Consider the following 12,831-nt stretch of genomic DNA (forward strand, 5'->3'; position numbering starts at 1 on the left):
TTTTCAAGGTGGGAGTCAGGCAGCATGGCGCAGCAGTATCAACCGGGGCAACGCTGGATCAGTGACAGCGAAGCAGAGCTTGGTTTAGGCACCGTTCTGGCACAGGACGGCCGCTTGTTGACCGTGCTTTACCCGGCCACTGGCGAAACCCGCCAGTACGCGCTAAGGAATGCGCCCCTGACCCGCGTGCGATTCTCGCCGGGCGACTCCATTACCCACTTCGAAGGCTGGAAGATGACCGTGCGCGAAGTCGAGGACGTCGATGGCCTGCTCGTCTATCACGGTCTGAACGCCGAGAACGAAGCCGTCACCCTGCCGGAAACCCAGCTGTCGAACTTCATTCAGTTCCGTCTGGCCAGCGACCGTCTGTTCGCCGGCCAGATCGACCCGCTGTCGTGGTTCTCCCTGCGCTACCACACCCTGGAACACACCAGCCGCCAGTTGCAGTCTGCGCTCTGGGGCCTGGGTGGCGTGCGTGCACAGCCAATTGCTCACCAGTTGCACATCGCCCGTGAAGTCGCCGATCGCATCGCACCACGGGTTCTGCTGGCGGACGAAGTGGGTCTGGGCAAGACCATCGAAGCCGGTCTGGTGATCCATCGCCAACTGCTGTCGGGTCGCGCCAGTCGCGTGCTGATCCTGGTGCCGGAAAACCTCCAGCACCAGTGGCTGGTGGAAATGCGCCGCCGCTTCAACCTTGAGGTCGCGCTGTTCGACGAAGAACGCTTCATCGAAAGCGATGCCGTCAACCCGTTTGAAGACACCCAGCTTGCCCTCGTGGCGCTGGAGTGGCTGGTCGACGACGAAAAGGCCCAGGACGCCCTGTTCGCTGCCGGCTGGGATCTGCTGGTCGTCGACGAAGCACACCACCTGGTCTGGCACGAAGAGAAAGTCAGCCCGGAATACTCGCTGGTCGAACAACTGGCTGAAGTCATTCCCGGCGTGCTGCTGCTCACCGCCACCCCGGAACAACTCGGCCAGGACAGCCACTTCGCCCGTCTGCGCCTGCTCGACCCGAACCGTTTCCATGACCTGGCTGCCTTCCGCGCCGAAAGCGAGAACTATCGCCCGGTGGCCGAAGCCGTTCAGGAGCTGCTGGACAAGGGGCGCCTGTCTCCTGCCGCACACAAGACCATCCACGGTTTCCTCGGCAACGAAGGTGAAGCCCTGCTGACCGCCGTCAACGATGGCGACACCGAAGCCAGCGCCCGCCTCGTGCGTGAACTGCTCGACCGTCACGGCACCGGCCGCGTGCTGTTCCGTAACACCCGCGCCGCCGTACAGGGTTTCCCGGAGCGCAAACTGCACCCGTACCCGCTGCCGTGCCCGGACGAATACCTCGAACTGCCACTGGGCGATCACGCCGAGCTGTACCCGGAAGTCAGCTTCCAGGCCCAGCCGGATGCCAGCGAAGAAGAACGCTGGTGGAAATTCGACCCGCGCGTCGAGTGGCTGATCGATCAGCTGAAAATGCTCAAGCGCACCAAGGTACTGGTGATCTGCGCCCACGCCGAAACCGCGATGGACCTGGAAGACGCCCTGCGCGTACGTTCCGGCATCCCGGCCACGGTGTTCCATGAAGGCATGAACATCCTTGAGCGTGACCGCGCCGCCGCCTACTTCGCCGACGAAGAGTTCGGCGCGCAGGTGCTGATCTGCTCGGAAATCGGCAGTGAAGGTCGCAACTTCCAGTTCGCGCATCACCTGGTGCTGTTCGATCTGCCGTCGCACCCGGACCTGCTGGAGCAGCGCATCGGTCGTCTGGACCGGATCGGCCAGAAACACATCATCGAACTGCACGTGCCGTACCTGGAAACCAGCCCGCAAGAGCGTCTGTTCCAGTGGTATCACGAAGCACTGAACGCGTTCCTCAACACCTGCCCGACCGGCAACGCCTTGCAGCATCAGTTCGGCCCGCGCCTGCTGCCGCTGCTGGAAGAGGCTGACGATGGCGAGTGGCAGACGCTGATCGACGAAGCACGCACCGAGCGTGAGCGTCTGGAAGCCGAGCTGCACACCGGTCGTGACCGCCTGCTGGAACTCAACTCCGGCGGTGCCGGCGAAGGTGAAGCGCTGGTCGAGGACATCCTCGAGCAAGACGATCAGTTCGCGCTGCCGATCTACATGGAAACCCTGTTCGACGCGTTCGGCATCGACAGCGAAGACCATTCGGAAAACGCCCTGATCCTCAAGCCGAGCGAGAAAATGCTCGACGCCAGCTTCCCGCTGGGCGACGACGAAGGCGTGACCATCACCTACGACCGCAACCAGGCGCTGTCGCGCGAAGACATGCAGTTCATCACTTGGGAACACCCAATGGTGCAGGGCGGCATGGATCTGGTGCTGTCCGGTTCGATGGGCAACACCGCCGTCGCGCTGATCAAGAACAAGGCACTCAAGCCAGGCACTGTCCTGCTGGAACTGCTGTACGTCAGCGAAGTGGTGGCTCCGCGCGCCCTGCAACTGGGCCGCTACCTGCCACCGGCCGCCCTGCGCTGCCTGCTCGATGCCAATGGCAACGACCTGTCGGCCCGTGTGGCGTTCGAAACCCTGAACGATCAACTGGAAAGCGTGCCACGCGCCAGCGCCAACAAGTTCATCCAGGCCCAGCGTGATCAGCTGACGCCACGGATCAACGCCGGTGAAGAAAAAATCACCCCGCGTCACGCCGAGCGCGTGGCCGAGGCCCGCCGTCGTCTGGCGGCCGACACCGACGAAGAACTGGCACGCCTGACTGCGTTGCAAGCGGTCAACCCGACCGTGCGCGACAGCGAACTGGTTGCCCTGCGCAAACAGCGCGAGCAAGGCCTGGCCATGCTCGACAAGGCGGCGCTGCGACTGGAAGCGATCCGGGTGCTGGTAGCGGGTTAAACCGCCCTGCTCCTCCGCCACACATGAAAAGGCCCGCAGCGATGCGGGCCTTTTTGTTTGTCTGCCCCGCCGATCGTTCCCACGCTCCGCGTGGGAATGCCTCAAGGGACGCTCCGCGTTCCAGCTCTCGAATGGGACGCAGAGCGTCCCGGGCTGCATTCCCACGCGGACGGTTCGACGCCTCGACGTGGGAACGATCAAACCTTAGGCCGTGACCGCTGCACCCTCAGGCTCAACCACCGCCACCAAGCCCTCCTTCATCCGCTTCGCATCCCGCACAAAACACCGCGCCGCCAGAAACAGAAACACCATGGTCAGGAACAGTGCCACCGGGATCAGGTACATCGCGTCATGCAGGCCGACCGCCTTGAACGCCTCGGTCATCTGCTCGGCGCCCGCCGAAATCATGGCCGACTTGGCAAAGTGATCGGACAAACCACCGACCACCACCGGCCCCAGACCACCGCCCAGCAAATACAACCCGGCAAAGAACAGCGCCATCGCCGTGGCCCGCAGGCGCGGTTCGACCACGTCCTGAATCGCCGTGTAGACGCAGGTGTAGAAGTTATAGGCAAACAGCCAGCCGACACTGAACAGCGCGACAAACACACCGATCTCGATCCGCCCGGCGTGCAGTGCCCAAGCGGTGCACACGGTGGAAATGATCAGGCTGAACGCCGCAAACAGCAGCCGCCCGTTAGCCACGCGCTGATGGATCTTGTCGGCGATCCAGCCGCCGAGCGTCAGGCCGATCAGTCCGGTCACGCCGACGATCAGCCCCGTGGCCACTGCCGCTTCCTGCAACGGCATCAGAAAATAGCGCTGGAGCATCGGCACCAAAAACGAGTTACAGGCATACGTGGCGAAGTTGAAGCACAACCCGGCCATCACCAGCCACAGAAAAGTCGGCACCGCGAGAATCCGGCGGATCGGCTTGTCGACTTTCTCCTGCGACACTTGCACAGTCTCCGCCGCGCCGCGCTTGGGTTCCTTGATGAAAAACATGAACACCGCCAGCAGCAACCCCGGCACGGCAGCAATAAAGAACGGCGCACGCCAGCTGTCGAACGCCTTGACCATCGCGCCGATAGTGAAAAACGCCAGCAGCAGGCCCAACGGCAAGCCCAGCATGAAGATGCCCATGGCCCGCGCACGACGGTGCGCCGGGAACAGGTCGCCGATCAGCGAGTTGGCGGCGGGCGCGTAACTGGCCTCACCGATGCCGATGCCCATGCGCACCAGCAGGAAACTCCAGAAACTGCCGACCAGGCCGTTGACCGCCGTCAACGCGCTCCAGGTCGCCAGCCCCCAGCCCATCAGCTTGCTGCGCGAGCCGGTGTCGGCCATGCGCCCCAGCGGCAGGCCGGCGATGGCATAGACGATGGTGAATGCGGTGCCGACGATCCCCAGCTGAAAGTCGCTGAGGTGCCATTCCATGCGGATCGGCTCGATGATGATCGCGGGGATGGTGCGATCGAAGAAATTGAACAGGTTGGCGAGGAACAGCAGGAACAGAATGCGCCAGGCATTCGCCGCTTGGGTCGAGTTCTGCATGGGTCCGTCTCTTTTATTGTTATAGGGCTTCACTGCCGACGCATCCGAGCCCGGAACCTGCAATCTAGTCACGCTCGTCGGGACTGTCTGTGATCATTCGTCAGCCTGATGACGGGCCATGGCCGTGTAACGAAACGTAAGCCCTTGAAATGCTTCGAATCCCCCGAAAACCGGGGGTTTTGCGGAAAAATCCGGCAATGAAAAAATACTTTCACGCCCCCCTTCCCAACGCCGTGGCAAAGCCTAGAATGGCCGCCGGATCCGTCCGGATCCTGCCGATCAATCCCTTTGATGCCCCCCTAATGTCCGAAGTCAGTCCGTGTCTGAGTTGCGGTGCCTGCTGTTCCCATTTTCGTGTTTCATTTTTCTGGGGGGAATGCGCATCCTCCGGCGGGACCGTACCCGATGAACTGGTCACCCAGATCACGCCCAGCCGGGTCGCGATGATCGGTACCGACCGCAAGGCGCCGCGCTGCACCGCGCTGGAAGGCGACGTCGGAAAATCGGTGGCCTGCACGATCTACGACAAGCGTTCCAGCCCTTGCCGCGAGTTCGAGGCGTCATGGGAAAACGGCGAGCAGAACACCGACTGCGACAAGGCGCGTGCCCGTTTTGGCCTGCCGCCATTGCAACCGCACTGGAACGAAGTCGCCTGAGCTACCGAGCGTACGAGGCTTAGCGCCAATCGCTATGACGCTCATGCCAAAATCATTAGAGCCAATGTGCCACCACCGCTTGCGCCCCGAAATCGGCCTCTATACTGCATTCATTCGCCTGCGTTGATGACGCAGTAAGGAAGCACTCAGAGACGGGGCATGCTATGGAGTGGCTTGGTTTGCAGTTTGTTGCCGAGCTGCCGGAGAGCGGGCAGGTCATTCTCAATTGCACACACAATCCCTTGCTGGTGCTGATCGCCTATCTGGTGGCCTGCGCCGCAAGCTTCGCTACCCTCGACATGGCGGAACGCGTCGGCCATGCCGAAGACCCCGGATCACGCAGGATCTGGCGCTGGATCGGGGCCACCTGCCTGGCCGGTGGCATCTGGGCCATGCATTTCATCAGCATGCTGGCGTTCCAGACGCCGATCGACATCCAGTACGACCAGTCCATCACCCTGTTTTCCCTGCTGATCGCCGTGCTGGCCTCCTGGCTGGCCATGCACACGCTGAGTGAGCCGCAGCCCAGTCTGCTGCAATACCTCAAGACCGCCATCGTCATCGGCCTGGGCATCGCCGGCATGCACTACGTCGGCATGGCCGCCATGCAATCGGCGGCCACGGCCTACTACGACCCGACCCTGTTCGGACTGTCGATCCTGATTGCAATCGGTGCCAGTTTCGCCGCCCTGTGGGTGGCCGGGAATTTGCGTGAAGGCAGCGGCCTGCACAACCAGATGCTCAAATATGTGGCCACATTGATTCTCGGGGCCGGCATCATCAGCATGCACTTTACCGGCATGGCGGCGTTGCATCTGGTCCTCCCGGAGGGGAGCATTCCCACACTGAAGGTCGACTCCAGCCATCTGCAACTGGGGCTCACCGTCGCCTTTATCACCCTGCTGATCCTCGGCAGCGCCATCAGCGCAGCCCTGGCCGACAAGAAACTGCAGAACAAGGAACAGGACCTGCGCCGGGTCAACATGTTGCTCAGCCAGCTCGATCAGGCGCGGATGTCGCTGCAGCAGGCGGCCAATTACGACGCCCTGACCAACCTGATCAACCGTCGCGGTTTCAACCAGCTCTTCGCTGAAAAGCTCAGCCAGAAATCCACCGAGGGCGGCATGCTCGCGGTGATGTTTCTCGACATCGATCACTTCAAACGCATCAACGACAGCCTCGGCCATGATGCCGGCGACGAGCTCCTCAAAGTCATCGCCCAGCACATCAAAGGTTCGGTGCGCGGCCATGAAGACGTGGTCGCCCGTTTCGGCGGCGACGAATTCTGCATCCTGATCGGCCTGCGCGACCGCGAAGAAGCACGCAACCTGGCCCAGCGCATCATGCTCAAGATGAAGGAGCCGATCGAACTGGCCGGGCGGCGCATGGTGATGACCACCAGCATCGGCATCAGCCTGTTTCCCGAAGACGGCACCACCTGTGATGAACTGCTCAAGCACGCGGACCTGGCGCTGTATCAATCCAAGGGCGCTGGACGCAACGGCGTGCACTTTTTCGATTCCAACCTGAAAAACCGCGCAAGCCTGGAGCTGCAACTGGAAGAAGAACTGCGTCTTGCCCTGCGCGAAGAGAACGGGCTGATGCTGTATTACCAGCCGATCTTCGAACTGAAGACCGGCAAGGTCACCAAGCTTGAAGCGCTGATTCGCTGGCAGCACCCGGTGCACGGCCTGCTGACCCCGGATCGCTTTATCGCCATCGCCGAAAACAACGGCCTGATCGCCGAACTGGACAACTGGGTGTTGCGCAAGGCCTGTGAAGACCTTGGCGAATTGTCGCGCCATGGTTGTGATGACCTGAAGATCGCCTGGAACTGCTCACCGCTGAATCTGGCCCGGGAAGAACTGGCCAATGAAATCGAACACGCCTTGCGCAGCGCCGGCGTTTCCCCCGAACGGCTGGAGCTGGAGGTGACCGAGAACGCCCTGATGGGCAACATCGCCAACACGCTGGTGCTGTTGCGGCAGATCCGCGCCCTGGGCGTGTCGTTGTCGATTGATGATTTCGGCACCGGTTATTCGTCGCTGGCCTACCTCAAGCGACTGCCGCTCAACACACTGAAAGTCGACCGCTCATTTATCCTCGATATTCCCAAAGCCACCGCCGACATGGAAATCGTCCAGGCGATCATTGTCATGGCCCACACCCTGCACTTGCAGGTGGTCACCGAAGGCGTGGAAAGCCTGGAGCAATACGAATTCCTCGAACGTTCGGGCTGCGACTTCATTCAGGGCTACCTGCTCAGCCGTCCGGTGCCGCTGGACGAACTGCGCCCGGTCCTGGAAGAGATCAATCAGCGCAAACACTCCCACGCGGTCAATCCGCTGACGCTGGCTCGCGGTACATTTTCACCAGTGTTGATGGATCTTTCGCCAAAAAGCCCTGCGCCCCATGCAGGCGCATCAGTTGTGCGGCCAATCCGCTGATCGGCGTGGCCGAGCCCACTTCGCGAGAAAACTTCACCGCCGTGTCGAGATCCTTGAGCAGCGTGCGCACGTGCCATTTCACCGGTTCGAAACGGCTTTCGGCCATTTGCGGGGCGAGGATCTGCAACGGCTTCGAATCGGCGAAACCACCGGCCAGTGCCTCGGCGATCAGACTGGCGTCGACACCGGACTGCTCGGCCAGCGCGACCACTTCGGCAATCACCAGCGCATTGCACGCGACGATCATCTGGTTGCAGGCCTTGGTCACCTGGCCGGCGCCGACGCCGCCCATGTGCGTGACGCGCTGACCGAGGGCGAGCAACACCGGGCGTACGCGATCAAGATCCGCTGCATCGCCGCCCACCATGATCGCCAGACTGCCAGCCTCGGCCCCGACCACGCCGCCGGACACCGGTGAATCGAGCCATGTCATGCCGGCCTTATCGGCCAACTCAGCCGCCATCTCGCGAGTCGCCGTCGGTTCCAGGCTGGAAAAATCCACCAGCAACTGACCGCGCTTCGCACCCTCGGCGACTCCGGCCGTGCCAAACACCACCTCACGCACCACCGCCGTGTCAGCCAGGCACAGCATCACCACATCGGCGTGCCGACACAGCTCGGCGGGCGTCGCCACCTGCCGGGCACCGGCCTCGACCAGCGGCGCGCATTTGTCCGGGTTACGGTTCCACACGGTCAGCGGATAACCCGCTGCCAGCAGACGCCGGCACATCGGCAGGCCCATCAGACCGATTCCGGCAAACCCCAACGAAGGTAGCGTTGACATCATTTAGCCTCCTTTTGATTAAAGATCGCCGAATAATGGCCGATCCATCATCAATCAGGAAAGGATTCCCCCGCGCGGCACTCAGGCCAGACCCCTGACGCACGGGCCAAATACGCGCAGTAAAAAGACGCGAGATTCCCATTCCGTGAGGCTCGACGACACCGGTCGCCGAACCAACCAGTCCAGGTATATGGCGCACAATGACTTCTAAAAACAATCCGGCCACTGCGGTATCCGATCTGACCCTGAGCCCAGCAGCGAACAGCCCTGCCCCGATGAAGCCATTGCCTCCTTCGCGCCCGTTGGGCACCCAGCAATACCTGTATTTCACCGAAACCAACACCGACCGCATCCTCGACAACCTCGATGGCCTGCGTGACCTGGTGTTCCCGCGCCCGCCGCACCTGGAAGGCGACAACGAGCAGCACAACGATCAGGAATTCCCGTCGGTGTGCCTGATCGGCCTCGGTCGCTGCGGCTCCAACATTGCCCTCGACGTGGCGGAGCTGGTGTACAACGCGCGCAAGTTCTACCTCAACGAATTCAACAACGAAGATCGCGCGGCTGACCGGCGTCTGGCGACCGACAAAGGCTACAGCCCGGCCCAGTGGATCAAGCAGAACCTGCGGATCGGCCCGAACAAGTCGACCAAACCGGTGTTCCTGGTCGAGCCGCTGGTGATGCTCGGCGACCTGGACAAAGACATTGCCGGGCGCATCCGTTTTTCGCGCAAGGGCGAGAAAAGCGGCTTCCTGCGCGACTACAGCAAAATGAAGATCATGGACTTGTCCGAAGTCCACGCCGGCGGCGCCGGTAACGCGCCGATCCTCGGCCAGTATCTGGCGAAGATCATCCTGAACAAGGATACCCAGCGTTTCTCCAGCCCTGACTGGAAAATGATCCACTCGTACCTGATCGACAGCTGCGGCATCAAGGCCAACCAGTCGCGCCTGTATTTCTCGATCTTCAGTGCCGGCGGCGGTACCGGTTCGGGCATGGCCTCGGAATTCGGCCTGGCCCAGCAGCACTCGTACATGAACAAGACGTTCGACACCAAGCCGATGGACGAACATGACGGCAAGAGCGGTCATTCGTTCGTGTTCGAGCCGATCTTCACCAGCGGCATCTGCGTGCTGCCGAACATTTCCGACCACCGCAGCGAAATGTCCGAGGCGCTGCACATCAACGCCGGTCGCCTGCTGTGCAAATACCTCTCGGAAGAATGGGATTTCTCGTACAACTTCGCCAACGAAGACAGCAGCGAAGCCAGCGTCATGGGCCGTATCCGCCCATGGAACGCGATGATGCTGATCTCCAACGACATCATGCGTTACGCCGAAGAGAGTGATGACGGCAATATCCAGAACATTGATGTCAATGCGATGGAGAAGCACGCCAACCAGTACATCTCGCAACAGATCTTCAACATTCTGACGGCCCAGGCGGTCACGACCGACTACGACCAGAACTATTTCCGTCGTGCCGGCATCGACATCGGCGAGACCATTCGCCTGGACGCCAACGACCTGTTCATGAGTCTGGCCGGCCCGGTGGCGATTGCCTACGCAGAATCCGTGGTGCCGGAAACCCCGCCGCCGAGCAGCGACAAGTTCAAGGTGTTCGACAAAGAGCCACAGCGCCTGAACATCGACGACCTGTTCTTCCGTTCGATCGACCTGCCGCACTTCAACAAGGTCACCCAGGCCATCGAAGGCATCAGCCTGCTGCCGATCGAATCCAAGCGTTATCGCGCCTCGCTTGAGCAGTACAAGAACTCCGGCTACGACGCCGCTGCGCTGCATGACCTGCACTTCTTCAAGAACTGCTCGTCGGTGGTCTCGATCGTTTCGCTGCCGAAAGACTACAAACTGTCGTACATGGACCTGAACCGGTTGAAGACCCACCTCAACAGCCTGTTCCCCAACACCACGCTCAAGCGTTACGCACTGGTGATCGGCGCCTCGGCCAACCTGTCGTTGACCACCCTGATCGCCAAGAGCCCGTGTCTGTCGGACGACTTCCTGACCCTGATCGTAGCGTTCATCAAGCGTTGCTTCGCGAAGAACCCGTACCGTTTCGACGAGACCCTGGACAACTCGATCCTCGACTTCATCATCAATGAAGAATTCGACGAAGACCGTATCGACGAACTGCTCAACGAATTCGAGAACCCGGCGAAGATCCTCGATACCAACTGGTACGCGATCAAACCGATGTACGAGAAGAAGTACCGCGAGCTGATCAACGACAAAGAGAAGTTTGTCTCGATCAACGACATCCGCCTGTCGCGCGATTGCGTGAAGAAGTCGATCAAGTACCTGCGCGAGATCTACCGCCACCGGATCGGCAAGACCAAGGTCATTTCGCTGAATAACCATACTGGCAAGACTTACTCGGTCTGACACCAGACCGAGGCTCTCCCATCGAGAGCAGGCTCGCTCCCACATTGGAAAACATTCCCTGTGGGAGCGAGCCTGCTTGCGATGAGGCCCTCGAATTCCCCGATGTATTCAGCCTTTCCAACATCCAGAAACAATTAAGCAGCCGTTAGGCTGCTTACTAAACTGTGCCCGTTACGTTTACGTCACCGTTATGCCACCCCCGCTTGTGGCATTTCTCTACGGCAACGTGCCATCACGCTACTCGGCTACACACTTTTCCTCGGCGATCGCGCGCACCAACAAGGTGCGCCACCTCAGGCAGACGCCCTTTCCTGGACCAGAATCCATGGCCGAACCACGACCGCCCACATCTGCGGATCACGTTCAAAAATATCCAGCGCCCGCGTTTCAGACAGCTTGGCGACTTTGTCTTCGGCCAGCCAGGCAGCGACTTTCTCGCCTTGATCCGATGCCACGGCCTCGGCCACGGCGATCAAATCCAGGTCAGCGTCGACCCACAATAGGGCACCCTGGGCGTAGAAGCGCTCCAGCTCCTTCCAGGTAATAGATGCGGTTTCACCAAGCAGCTTGGCATAGAGGGTGCTAGGTTCTTGATTCATGGGACTGTCCGGAAAAGAAATCGGCGCGAATGATAACGTCGGTGGTCCGGCAGAAAAACCCGGTTGTAAAAGGCTGTACCGAACGAAAAGAGCAGGAAGGCCAGGGAATGCTGATGATTGGGGTATAAGCCCTCTGAACGTCCCGCCGCAATTCTGTCTTTTTCTTTCATTAAAGCGACATCTCCAGAATTTGCCCCTGGGCGCCAGCTTCCCAGGCCAACAACCGGCGCTCTACACTGTACCGGTACAGTTGCCGGGGGCATTTCCGGACGATATCGCGATGATATCTGGCCCGGTTCTGCTGCTACGGCGTCAGGACTCTAAAAAAATACAACAGTAAGAGTGGAGCACTATGACTAAGGCTACTAAGCAGATTTCCAAACTGTTTGCCGCTATGGTACTGGCCGGGGTTGCCAGCCATTCGTTCGCAGCTGACACCATCAAGATCGGTATCGCCGGCCCTAAAACCGGCCCGGTAGCCCAGTACGGCGACATGCAGTTCAGTGGCGCCAAAATGGCCATCGAACAGATCAACGCCAAGGGCGGCGTCGACGGCAAGAAGCTCGAAGCCGTTGAATACGATGACGCTTGCGACCCGAAACAAGCGGTAGCCGTTGCGAACAAGGTCGTCAACGACGGCGTCAAGTTCGTGGTCGGTCACCTGTGCTCCAGCTCCACTCAGCCTGCTTCGGACGTTTACGAAGACGAAGGCGTGATCATGATCACCCCGGCTGCCACCAGCCCGGACATCACCAGCCGTGGTTACAAAATGGTGTTCCGCACCATCGGTCTGGACAGCGCCCAGGGCCCTGCCGCCGGTAACTACATTGCCGATCACGTGAAACCGAAAATCGTTGCTGTTCTGCACGACAAACAGCAATACGGTGAAGGCATCGCCACCGCCGTGAAGAAAACCCTGGAAGGCAAAGGCGTCAAGGTTGCCGTGTTCGAAGGCGTCAACGCCGGCGACAAAGACTTCTCCTCGATGATCTCCAAGCTCAAGCAAGCCAACGTCGACTTCGTCTACTACGGCGGCTACCACCCAGAGCTGGGCCTGATCCTGCGTCAGTCCCAGGAAAAAGGCCTGAAAGCCAAGTTCATGGGTCCGGAAGGCGTGGGTAACGACTCCATCTCGCAGATCGCCAAGGACGCGTCCGAAGGCCTGCTGGTGACCCTGCCGAAGTCCTTCGACCAGGATCCGGCCAACGTTGCCCTGGCGGATGCATTCAAGGCGAAGAAAGAAGACCCGAGCGGCCCGTTCGTGTTCCCTTCCTACTCGGCGGTTGAAGTGATTGCCGGCGGTATCGCCGCTGCCAAATCCGAAGACCCTGCGAAAGTGGCGGCTGCCATTCACGCCGGCACCTTCAAGACCCCGACCGGCGACCTGAGCTTCGATGCCAAGGGCGACCTGAAGGACTTCAAATTCGTGGTCTACGAGTGGCACTTCGGCAAACCTAAAACCGAAGTTTCGCCTCAGTAAGGCGCTGCCTGACTGACTGCCAATAAAGCCCACGGCGT

Annotated in this window: 8 protein-coding genes; 5 read left to right on the top strand and 3 right to left on the bottom strand. The window is 60.5% G+C overall.

What is annotated here, in order from left to right; all coding sequences use genetic code 11:
• Window positions 1-24 precede the first annotated feature (24 nt).
• On the top strand, window positions 25-2,871 hold the full coding sequence (gene rapA / locus AC07N4_RS08300) for an RNA polymerase-associated protein RapA (RefSeq protein ID WP_493065398.1): 2,847 nt from the start codon (window positions 25-27) through the stop codon (window positions 2,869-2,871).
• Window positions 2,872-3,075: 204 nt separating this feature from the next.
• Here the strand turns inward: rapA and AC07N4_RS08305 are convergent, their stop codons facing one another.
• On the bottom strand, window positions 3,076-4,425 hold the full coding sequence (locus AC07N4_RS08305) for a spinster family MFS transporter (protein ID WP_102621483.1): 1,350 nt from the start codon (window positions 4,423-4,425) through the stop codon (window positions 3,076-3,078).
• A gap of 302 nt (window positions 4,426-4,727) precedes the next feature.
• Between AC07N4_RS08305 and AC07N4_RS08310 the strand changes: the two genes are divergently transcribed.
• Both AC07N4_RS08310 and AC07N4_RS08315 read left to right on the top strand, forming a co-directional pair.
• On the top strand, window positions 4,728-5,081 hold the full coding sequence (locus AC07N4_RS08310; RefSeq protein ID WP_102621484.1) for a YkgJ family cysteine cluster protein: 354 nt from the start codon (window positions 4,728-4,730) through the stop codon (window positions 5,079-5,081).
• A 164-nt stretch (window positions 5,082-5,245) separates the two neighbouring features.
• Window positions 5,246-7,528, top strand: coding sequence for a putative bifunctional diguanylate cyclase/phosphodiesterase (locus AC07N4_RS08315; protein ID WP_096819501.1), 2,283 nt, complete (start codon window positions 5,246-5,248; stop codon window positions 7,526-7,528).
• On the opposite strand, the gene AC07N4_RS08320 is transcribed toward AC07N4_RS08315, so the two are convergent.
• The gene (locus AC07N4_RS08320; protein ID WP_493065397.1) at window positions 7,419-8,315 is read right to left on the bottom strand and encodes an NAD(P)-dependent oxidoreductase; all 897 of its coding nucleotides are present in this window, start codon (window positions 8,313-8,315) and stop codon (window positions 7,419-7,421) included. The two genes, AC07N4_RS08315 and AC07N4_RS08320, sit on opposite strands and share 110 nt — an antisense overlap.
• A 197-nt stretch (window positions 8,316-8,512) precedes the next feature.
• On the opposite strand from AC07N4_RS08320, the gene AC07N4_RS08325 reads away from it, so the two are divergent.
• Window positions 8,513-10,714, top strand: a complete 2,202-nt coding sequence (locus AC07N4_RS08325; RefSeq protein ID WP_102621486.1) for a hypothetical protein — start codon at window positions 8,513-8,515, stop codon at window positions 10,712-10,714.
• A 293-nt stretch (window positions 10,715-11,007) separates the two neighbouring features.
• On the opposite strand, the gene AC07N4_RS08330 is transcribed toward AC07N4_RS08325, so the two are convergent.
• Window positions 11,008-11,313: a DUF2288 domain-containing protein gene (locus AC07N4_RS08330; RefSeq protein ID WP_096819503.1), complete on the bottom strand. Its 306-nt coding sequence runs from the start codon at window positions 11,311-11,313 to the stop codon at window positions 11,008-11,010.
• Between the two features lie 352 nt (window positions 11,314-11,665).
• Between AC07N4_RS08330 and AC07N4_RS08335 the strand changes: the two genes are divergently transcribed.
• Window positions 11,666-12,793 (top strand): branched-chain amino acid ABC transporter substrate-binding protein, encoded by a 1,128-nt coding sequence (locus tag AC07N4_RS08335; protein ID WP_096819504.1) that lies wholly within the window; start codon window positions 11,666-11,668, stop codon window positions 12,791-12,793.
• The last annotated feature ends 38 nt before the right edge of the window (window positions 12,794-12,831 follow it).

It is taken from the genome of Pseudomonas sp. GW821-FHT09E04 (assembly GCF_059416185.1).

Excerpts from the sequence above, each read along its gene's own strand:
- rapA (WP_493065398.1), top strand. The coding sequence starts at position 25 with ATGGCGCAGCAGTATCAACCGGGGCAACGCTGGATCAGTGACAGCGAA.
- AC07N4_RS08305 (WP_102621483.1), bottom strand. The coding sequence starts at position 4,425 with ATGCAGAACTCGACCCAAGCGGCGAATGCCTGGCGCATTCTGTTCCTG.
- AC07N4_RS08310 (WP_102621484.1), top strand. The coding sequence starts at position 4,728 with ATGTCCGAAGTCAGTCCGTGTCTGAGTTGCGGTGCCTGCTGTTCCCAT.
- AC07N4_RS08315 (WP_096819501.1), top strand. The coding sequence starts at position 5,246 with ATGGAGTGGCTTGGTTTGCAGTTTGTTGCCGAGCTGCCGGAGAGCGGG.
- AC07N4_RS08320 (WP_493065397.1), bottom strand. The coding sequence starts at position 8,315 with ATGATGTCAACGCTACCTTCGTTGGGGTTTGCCGGAATCGGTCTGATG.
- AC07N4_RS08325 (WP_102621486.1), top strand. The coding sequence starts at position 8,513 with ATGACTTCTAAAAACAATCCGGCCACTGCGGTATCCGATCTGACCCTG.
- AC07N4_RS08330 (WP_096819503.1), bottom strand. The coding sequence starts at position 11,313 with ATGAATCAAGAACCTAGCACCCTCTATGCCAAGCTGCTTGGTGAAACC.
- AC07N4_RS08335 (WP_096819504.1), top strand. The coding sequence starts at position 11,666 with ATGACTAAGGCTACTAAGCAGATTTCCAAACTGTTTGCCGCTATGGTA.